The following is an 8,394-nucleotide window of genomic DNA, read 5'->3' on the forward strand; positions in this document are numbered from 1 at the left end:
CCTTAATCCCCTCCCCGCAGGCTCTGAGGGGAGACAAAGCGTAGCTTTGGCTCTTTGGGGTTTTTCGGATTTAATAAGTAATCAAGCGGACATGATATTACGCACAGGTAACGGAAAATTCTAGACGCATTAGCGAAGCGTCAGCGACTTACCGCAGACTACCACAGAGAAGCCAGTGCGCCTTTGACGCAGCGAAATAAGAGTTTCAGAGAGTTTTTGCGTAAGTCCTATTTAATTATCCCCACCTACTTAGATGGAATAAAGTTTATCAAAAGCTAATTCAAATATGGAGAAAGTTTAATGGTAGAATACATACAAAAAAAGGCGGCAGGGACTAAAGCTATGGAACTAGCTCGTTGGTTAACGCCTCCACCGTCGCTTAAGTCAGGTTTGCGTACAAAGCTAGTAATAAATGCTGATGCAAGTTGGGATCGAGGCGTGGGAAATCAGTTTGGGTCAGATGGTAGCGCTCTCCCTGGCTTGGGTCAATTATCCCCTTTAGGCAGTTGGGCTTCTGTAATGGCGACTATAGATCGAAAAGCACAACAAATTTCTGGGTTTAATCCAGCTAGTACATCTTTCGATGATTCAGTCTGGTCTGACTATAGCTTTCAGTTTATGACTATGCCTTTTTGGCTATTTACCAACCAAGGAGTGAAAACAGCACAAATCTCCTCGTTGAGTCTTCAGCAAGCAGTTGATATGGTAGTACAGATGATTGAACCTATTGCCACATCAACAACTACTGAGAGCGTTATCACTTCTATCAAGAAAATTGGCGAACTGGCGATGCAAAATGAAGGTAAAGCTCAAAAACAAAACTTTCAACACCAAGGGTTAATATCAGTAAAATCTGGAGTTTTGTATGCAGGATTTTTTAGGGCTATGGTAGGAATGGCTTATCTACCTAACAAAGGCTACGAGCAATTAACACAACTGATTATTGTCTCTCTTTCTTATGGAATTTTAAATTTCGCTGAATGCATAGGTCGTGCTAACGATATCCTCAGCTGGGATAGAGAAGATGTTGAAAATTGGGAAAATAAAACAGCAAGTGCTAACTTCCCACCAAATAATAGTCCAGCTTGGGGACGCTATAGCAATCCGAATTGAATTGTGAAAAAATACGTAGATTCAAAATCAAATTTACAAGTAAAATTTTATTTAGCGATTAGAAATCGCGGCTACACAGACGAAACCCGCCTACGCGGGTTATTCAATGAAGTCCACGTAGGTTGACTTTGTTTGTGTAGTAGCGAATTCTATTCGCCCAATGGGTTCTAAATTTCTCATGAATGATTTAGGATTGCTATAGCAAAGTTGCAAATAAAATATTGTCAAACTAACAGTTAAAACACCAAGAAAATAAATATCTGATTTATAAATTCCCACATCACAGAATCCAAAAATCGGGATTCGAGGGGAGCCAGTTGTATAATTTTTATACCAAAACTGCGGCAACATGAACACTCTACTAAGTTGCATTCGCAATCAGGTATCATAGGATATTAAGCTGACTTCTAATGAACCGTAATTAATCAATGTCTTAACAGAGCGATCGCCAGCATTCAACTTAATATAACTAAACAGCTAAAAATTCTTTGATGCTAAAAATCTCTAACCTGAACGTTTATTACGGCGAAAGCCATATCCTCCGCAACGTAGATTTAACCGTACCATCAGGGCAAATGGTTTGCCTCATCGGACGTAACGGCGTAGGAAAAACCACCCTACTCAAAACCATCATGGGATTACTCAAACCCCGTATTGGTACAATTAATTTTGCCGAACAATTAATCAACTCCAAATCTCCAGACCAAAGAGCAAAATTAGGAATTGGTTATGTTCCCCAAGGACGAGAAATTATTCCCCGTTTAACAGTGAAAGAAAATCTGTTGTTGGGGTTAGAAGCCAGACGCAAACCGGTGAAAAAAGCCGAAATTCCCGAAGAAATTTTTAGCTTGTTTCCGGTATTAAAAACCATGCTTTCGCGCATGGGTGGTGATTTGAGTGGGGGACAGCAGCAACAATTGGCGATCGCTCGTGCTTTAATGGGAGAACCTCAACTACTAGTCTTAGACGAACCCACCGAAGGCATTCAACCCTCCATCATCCTGGAAATTGAAGCCGCAGTTCGTCGCATCGTCCAAACCACAGGCATTTCTGTATTATTAGTAGAGCAACATTTACACTTTGTCCGTCAAGCCGATTACTACTATGCCATGCAAAAAGGCGGTATAGTCGCCTCTGGTTCCACCGACGAACTCAGTCAAGATGTGATTCAACGTTTTTTAGCAGTTTAATTAAGAAAGAATTCAGGAGTCAGAATGGGCTAAACGCCCCGCTACCGCTAACAGAATTCAGAATTACAAGAGTTAGGAATATTTGTAGTTTTGGCTTACCGTGTGAGAACCCAACAAAGCTACACAAATCTTATGTTTAGTGGTCTGTCCCATTAATTTTGTAGGAAAAAATTATTCGTAGTAAGGACTTTAGTCCTTGATTTTTAACCACCTTAGTGCTTACTAAGAATCTATCTAAAGTAATGAGACAGACCGTTAGCCCTAACCTAAGATGAATTTTAAGCTTAAAGCAATAGTAAGTCTTACTCCAAATTCAAAGATTGCCAACTCTTGAATTCTGAATTCTCACCAATCAAATCTGCTGCTTCTTGTAAAAGTTCGTGTTGTTCCTTTTGAATAGCCTCTAAACGCCTTGTAATTTCTGCCAATCTTACTTGTTTATTTATTGATAAATTCTCAGGTAATAAAACTGGCTGATTATCGGTTGTTTGAGGAGGTTTTATTTGTTGAATAGCAAAATTACCAACTTTAATTAAATAGAAAAAGCTAACTTTAATTAAACCCTGAAGTAACTTAACTGGAAATTGTAGTATTGACCAACTAGCTGTTTCAATCACACGGACAATTGCTTTGATAATACTCCAAAGTATAGCCAAACTAAAAATCAAAATTACAACACTAATAATCGGATGGCTAGTTGCCCAACTGAGTATTTGAATTAAGCGAAAAATTGCAGGATGTTGTATCAACCAATGATTTAAAGAAGAATTAATCGCTGTTTCAATTGCTCCGGATGTACTATTTTTCAAGTGTTCAGCAGTTTGCCAAGTTTGTTCTAAACTTGTCGTCACTGTATCAATTGCTGTATTAGTAGTTGTAGTAGCTTTTGCTTTTAAAGACTCACTAATTTGTTCTACTGAATTATTCAAAGTGTTAACTCTTTGGTTGACAATATCTTTGGCTGTTTGCCAGCGTTGTAACACTAATTCAGGGAAATTTATTTCTATAAAAAGTATCATAAAAAATTTTAAAAAGTAGGGAATGGGGTAGACAAGGGACACAGGGAGAATAACTTCTGGTACTATTTCACTTTATAAATGATACAAATACAAGCGTAAGGGCGTACGACTGTCATTGGTGTCAACTTCAGCTTAAACCCTTGTCCCACAGCCGTTTTACCCCACCCCTCAATCCTTTCAAGGGTAGGTATTTTTAAATCAAGCAGTAGAGAGGGTGATTTGAAACCAGCAAAGCCGGGGTGGGGTAACGCGAAGCGTGATGGGAAGTTAGTAAATTCAAAATCGCGTTTTTACAAGGGTTTCACGGTAAATTGACACCAACGATAGCTATGCGCCCCTACAGTTGTAGTTCATTTACCTGAAATATGCTGTAGCAATTTGATTATTTTTTATTTAGAAGTCCCTAAGGGTGCATAAACAAATCAAGGTCAACCTATTAGGTAAGTGAAGGGTTGAAAACCCAAGATACACATCAACACAGAAACCTTAGGAGCATGACCATGAAATTCCGTCACTTAACTGGTTCTTTACTAACAGCTACTGCACTTCTAACCAGTACACTACCAGCTTTTGCTGGCCCTTTTGATATCCAGTCTACTAGTATCTTTAAACCTGTTACTGTTAACTCCGGTGCAGGTGTAGGCAATGTAATTCCTAGCACTCCTGCCCCTGGTTCATCTAGTAATGCAGTTGGTAATAGTGAAATTCAAGGATTAGGTGACCATCAATCTTGGGTTGACCCAAGAACTCTTGCAAAAGACCCCCGCGCTTTGTGCAGTGATGTTGGCTTAGGTAGCAATACTCGCAGCAGTTCCAGCAAACTTGCCTTGGCAAATTCTAGCAGCACTCGTACCAGTTCCTCTAGCAGTCATAATGATGGCGGTGGCGGTGGTTTTAGCTTCTTAGGTATTGGTGTTAGCGGTAATGGTGCAAGCCAAGGTACTAAAAATAATAGCGATGCCCGCGATCAAAATAGTAACCGTACAGAGGAAAATACCAGTAGTTCCTCAACAGTAGTGCAAGGTAGAAATTGCGATGCTTTTGTTAACTCCGCTGCTGCCAGAGACATGAACTATCAAGATAACCTCACCCGCCGCTATGAAATCAAAACTGGTCGCCGGGGACAACAAGTCAATCAATTACTAGATGATAAATAAGAGATTGCAGATTTACAGACTCTCCGGGGTAGGAAACTGTTAATAACAGCCACTCGTGAAATACAGATAATTGTTGGGGCGCATGGCTATGCGCCCCTAGCCTTGTACTTCTTTGGAATTTTTAATTTGTATTAGGTTTTGGACTGTGAAAAAGTTAGTGAATCAAATATTTGATAATACATCAGTTGCAATGATTTTTAAAATTGCTAAAAGAGGGAGAATTATTGCTGTGACTACAGCAATGTTTTTGTCGATACAATTTGTAGCAACGGCAGAAACTACACCACCAGTAAAATCTTCTCCCACAATACGTGATTCTCAAATTCTTCCGTATCTTTTAGATAATCCCAATGAAAATTTATTGGTAAGAGTGCGCTGTTCTCCCACAGATAGGCACGAAATAGAGAGGAAGCGGCAGATAATTAGAGAGCAGCTTCTACAATCTAATTATGGCCATCGCAATTACACCGTCACTATTGAATTAGAAGCAAGTTGCCACAATCTCCAAATTCATATTCCAGATGACTCAGATTTTTCTGATGTCCCAGTGTCTCATCCATATTTTAATAGCGATCGCACTCAGTTGCATGACTCTTGGCTAACCCGCAAAGGTTCTGGATGGTATTGGCTACTACGTCCCCGCTAACACCTGCATGTGATGGTAGTCATTAGAGTGTTGACTGTTGACTGTTGACTGGGAAGTTATTATTCTCCCCTGCCTCGTCATCTCCCTCATCCCGCCATATCAATGACTTTTGGCACAGGCTTAATCTCAACTCTCAAAATTACTAAATAACCAGGGCGTAGGAAGCCACCTATGCTGCTGACAGGAATTTGTTCAACTTGACAAGGTTTACGTTTGATGTATATCAATCGCCCTCGATCACAGATAATTCCCTATCGCTCTGGTGCTTTTTTGGCGGTGAAGTTACGCCAAAAGTATAAAAGTAAAGGGCTTTACAAGCCTATAACAGTTTTTTTGAATTTGTTGTATAATGGCATACATTTTTGCCATTTCAATTTTTAATTGCGTTCAGTAGGCTAGCATTAACTTCAGTTACAATCAAAGTCGAGTCAACCAAAAATAAATTATCTGAATTTGAGCATGAGTCTAAGCCAGATTGGACAAAAGATCGCTGGGTTTATAAAAATTGTATCTATCGTTTTAATCACTGCTGCCATAGGATTAGAATTAGCTAGAATTTTTGGGCTATTAGATAGTAATGAAATTGCCGATGGTCTCACTCCAATTTTTGCTATAGCCAGATTTGCCTTAATAGCTCATCTATTTGAAGGGATAATAGCAGCTATTTATGCCCGGTCAAAAAGTAAACTACCATTTCAATATGGTATTTATACTTTTTTCGTAGGTACAGTTGCTTTAGTGGAATTATTCAAAGAGGAAACAGGGTTGGGGACTTCCAACGTGAAAAGCTGATTCCAAAAACTTTTCGAGTTAAAGATGCTGTTTGGAAACCTGAAATGGATTGTCCAAAAGCATGGAAATTTGAACGTTACTTCATGCAAATAAAAACTGCTGTCAATTGTCAGAGAACTTTCAGATGTAGGATAGAGATGAATTTTGACTCTCACTCTTGAGCATCAATATGGGTAGAAAAACATGCTTAATATTGATGCTCAAATGCTGAAATAGACTATTTTTTGAAAAATTAAGGCTGAAAGTATGATTTTTCGTACTTCGCTGCTGATTTTATTTACGGCAGGTTTATTATTTTGGTCGAGCTTGGCTTCCCTCTTGCCAACTCTACCGCTTTATATTGACCATGTGGGCGGAACTAAACAACAAATTGGAATTGTGACGGGTAGTTTCGCCCTTGGTTTATTGCTAACTCGCCCGATGCTGGGACGATTAGCTGATGAACGCGGTCGAAAGTTTGTGTTGTTGCTTGGTACGATGGTAGCTGCCATCGCACCTTTTGGTTACTTGGCAACCCAATCTATCGGGCTATTGATTTTTGTACGGATTTTTCACGGCGTTAGTATTGCCGCTTTTACCACTGGTTACAGTGCGTTAATCGCAGATTTGGCTCCACCTGAAAAACGTGGCGAAATCATTGGTTATATGAGCCTAGCAACTCCCATTGGTTTAGCAATTGGCCCTGCCTTGGGAGGTTATTTAGAGGCTACAACTGGTTACGGAGTGTTGTTTTTGGTTGCTGCTGAGTTGGGTTTTTTCGCTCTGTTAGCAATTGTACAAGTGACTAATCCCTCAATACAGCCACAGGAACAAACTCAGGAAAGTAATCAAAACTTTTGGCAAATTCTCAATAGCCCACGGGTAAGAGTTCCCACTTTAATTATGTTGCTGGTTGGTTTATCTGCGGGTACAGTACACACCTTTGTATCTCTATTTATCAAATCAACTCAGATAAACTTTAACGGCGGATTATTTTTTACAGTTGCAGCAATTTCTAGTTTTAGTACTAGGGTATTTGCTGGTAAAGCCAGCGATCGCCTGGGTCGTGGTTTATTTATCAGTTTTGGTATAATTTCTTATACTTTAGCGTCGATGTTCCTGTGGCAGGCTCACAGTGTAAGCAGTTTCTTGCTGGCGGCAATTTTTGAAGGTGCTGGTGGTGGTACAGTTATATCGATGATTGTGACGATGATGGCAGACCGATCGCGACCACAAGAACGCGGGCGAATTTTTGCTATCTGCGTGACTGGGTTTGATTTGGGAATTGCGATCGCAGCTCCTCTTCTGGGTTCCATTGCCGAACAAGTAGGCTACCGCAATATGTTTGGCTATGGTGCTGCCATCACTTTTTTGGCACTTGTGATTTTCTTCACCAAATCCAGCAAAAACCTAGCTCATTCCTTGCGTTTTGCCTTAGGTCGTATCCCAGATACCTACGCTATAAATAACTTAAATATTATAAGTTAGGAGTTGTGTTTGCTAAGTCCTAACTTTAAAAAACGGGCGAGGAGGGATTCGAACCCCCGACACCGTGGTCCGTAGCCACGTGCTCTAGTCCACTGAGCTACACGCCCTTGACAAGAAACTATATTAACACCTTTTCCCGAAATGACGCAAGATAATTTTCCATCTAATTTTGGCAACTTAACCCATCTAGACCATCGAGGAGAAGCGCAGATGGTGGATGTATCCGAAAAAGCACCTACGGTGCGCCAAGCAGTAGCCGCCGCCAAGGTGCGGATGTTGGCAACCACCTTTGCCGCAATTCAAGCCGGAAACGTTGCCAAAGGGGATGTCTTGGGAACTGTGAGGTTGGCTGGGATTATGGCAGCTAAGCAAACAGCTGCTTTAATTCCCTTATGTCATCCGTTACCATTGCAGAAAATTGCCATTGAGGTCATACCCGATCCCCAACTACCGGGTTATGAAATTCAAGCCACAGTCAAAACCAAAGCTGAGACTGGTGTAGAGATGGAAGCTTTAACTGCCGTTTCTATTGCGGCTTTAACTTTATACGATATGGCCAAAGCGTTAGAAAAATCGATTCAAATTGAATCAGTTCGGTTAATCAGTAAAAGTGGCGGGAAATCAGGAGATTATTCCCCGCCAGGGCAATAACCTAATCTATATCACCTAAAGCTTTATTAAGAGCCGTGGGACTGTCAAACTCTTTCTCTTCTGGCACTTTCTCTAACAAAGAGATAATCTCCTTAGCTGCTCCTTGCTTTTTAGCGTGTTGAATCAAATCTTGCTTTTTAGCAGGATAGTCAACACCCTTCAAGTGTTTTTGAATTTCAACTGGGTTAGCCTTAGCCATTTTTGTCCACCTCTAATGGTTATCCCCCATCTTCACAAGTGGACATATTTACTCCCTCTATCAAACAGATGAATCATTTGTAACTTCAAAAATGTAAAGGTCATCCACAAGGTTGATGAATTATTGAGAAAAGGGGAAAGGGAAAAGGGGAAAGGGGAGA

General features: G+C 40.4%; 9 protein-coding genes and 1 tRNA gene. 7 read left to right on the top strand and 3 right to left on the bottom strand.

Annotated features, from left to right (window positions below):
• The first annotated feature begins 300 nt into the window (after window positions 1–300).
• The gene (locus GNE10_RS28350) at window positions 301–1,113 is read left to right on the top strand and encodes a hypothetical protein (RefSeq protein ID WP_185568964.1); all 813 of its coding nucleotides are present in this window, start codon (window positions 301–303) and stop codon (window positions 1,111–1,113) included.
• 491 nt (window positions 1,114–1,604) lie between these two features.
• A complete protein-coding gene (urtE, locus tag GNE10_RS28355) occupies window positions 1,605–2,303 on the top strand; it encodes an urea ABC transporter ATP-binding subunit UrtE (protein WP_185568966.1) in 699 nt (232 codons plus the stop codon).
• Between the two features lie 302 nt (window positions 2,304–2,605).
• Here the strand turns inward: urtE and GNE10_RS28360 are convergent, their stop codons facing one another.
• A complete protein-coding gene (locus tag GNE10_RS28360) occupies window positions 2,606–3,322 on the bottom strand; it encodes a hypothetical protein (protein WP_185568968.1) in 717 nt (238 codons plus the stop codon).
• Window positions 3,323–3,822: 500 nt separating this feature from the next.
• Here GNE10_RS28360 and GNE10_RS28365 point away from each other — a divergent pair, with 500 nt between their 5' ends.
• From GNE10_RS28365 to GNE10_RS28385, 4 genes are all read left to right on the top strand, one after another.
• Complete coding sequence (locus tag GNE10_RS28365) at window positions 3,823–4,479, top strand: hypothetical protein (protein WP_099072018.1); 657 nt, start codon at window positions 3,823–3,825, stop codon at window positions 4,477–4,479.
• A 157-nt stretch (window positions 4,480–4,636) separates the two neighbouring features.
• Window positions 4,637–5,125 (top strand): hypothetical protein, encoded by a 489-nt coding sequence (locus GNE10_RS28370; protein ID WP_311774864.1) that lies wholly within the window; start codon window positions 4,637–4,639, stop codon window positions 5,123–5,125.
• A gap of 459 nt (window positions 5,126–5,584) precedes the next feature.
• Window positions 5,585–5,917 carry a hypothetical protein gene (locus tag GNE10_RS28380; RefSeq protein ID WP_099072017.1) on the top strand — a complete coding sequence of 111 codons (333 nt, stop codon included), beginning with the start codon at window positions 5,585–5,587 and terminating at the stop codon, window positions 5,915–5,917.
• 246 nt (window positions 5,918–6,163) lie between these two features.
• Entirely contained in the window at window positions 6,164–7,384 is a 1,221-nt protein-coding gene (locus tag GNE10_RS28385) for an MFS transporter (RefSeq protein WP_185568972.1), read from the top strand.
• A 33-nt stretch (window positions 7,385–7,417) separates the two neighbouring features.
• On the opposite strand, the gene GNE10_RS28390 is transcribed toward GNE10_RS28385, so the two are convergent.
• Window positions 7,418–7,491, bottom strand: a tRNA-Arg gene (locus tag GNE10_RS28390).
• 34 nt (window positions 7,492–7,525) lie between these two features.
• On the opposite strand from GNE10_RS28390, the gene moaC reads away from it, so the two are divergent.
• On the top strand, window positions 7,526–8,035 hold the full coding sequence (gene moaC / locus GNE10_RS28395; RefSeq protein WP_099072015.1) for a cyclic pyranopterin monophosphate synthase MoaC: 510 nt from the start codon (window positions 7,526–7,528) through the stop codon (window positions 8,033–8,035).
• Between the two features lies 1 nt (window position 8,036).
• Here the strand turns inward: moaC and GNE10_RS28400 are convergent, their stop codons facing one another.
• On the bottom strand, window positions 8,037–8,234 hold the full coding sequence (locus tag GNE10_RS28400) for a DUF2795 domain-containing protein (RefSeq protein ID WP_099072014.1): 198 nt from the start codon (window positions 8,232–8,234) through the stop codon (window positions 8,037–8,039).
• Between the last annotated feature and the right edge of the window lie 160 nt (window positions 8,235–8,394).

Source organism: Nostoc sp. 2RC (assembly GCF_014222165.1).
Classification (GTDB): domain Bacteria; phylum Cyanobacteriota; class Cyanobacteriia; order Cyanobacteriales; family Nostocaceae; genus Nostoc; species Nostoc linckia.